This window comes from Streptococcus penaeicida, from assembly GCF_002887775.1.
Lineage (GTDB): Bacteria > Bacillota > Bacilli > Lactobacillales > Streptococcaceae > Streptococcus > Streptococcus penaeicida.
Genome location: NZ_LOCM01000071.1, coordinates 1 through 274, shown reverse-complemented (window position 1 = coordinate 274; position 274 = coordinate 1). Strand labels below are relative to the sequence as shown.

At 39.8% G+C, this 274-nt stretch carries 1 protein-coding gene; it reads right to left on the bottom strand.

Features of this window, described 5'->3' with window-relative positions:
* Positions 1–125: transposase (locus AT575_RS10300; protein WP_174683104.1), on the bottom strand; the 125-nt coding region annotated here is incomplete at its 3' end.
* Between the last annotated feature and the right edge of the window lie 149 nt (positions 126–274).

Sequence of the window (274 nt, the reverse complement as noted above, 5' to 3'; positions counted from 1 at the left end):
AAAATCTCACCGAGACTACTTCTGTATTGATTATAGATTATTTTTCGTCTATACTTAGGGGTGAACACAATGTGATATTTGCACATCCACTTTGTGTGTGATAAGCTATGTGCCTTCTGTGCCATATTTTGACTCCTTTCGCTTTACAATTGGCTTGAACACCTATATTGTACCGCGTTAGGAGTCTTTTGGGTATAACCTTTGATGCACACCCGCATAGCGGGTGGTTTTTTGTTTCACACCTTCGGAGTGAAACGGACTAAAAGTCACATAA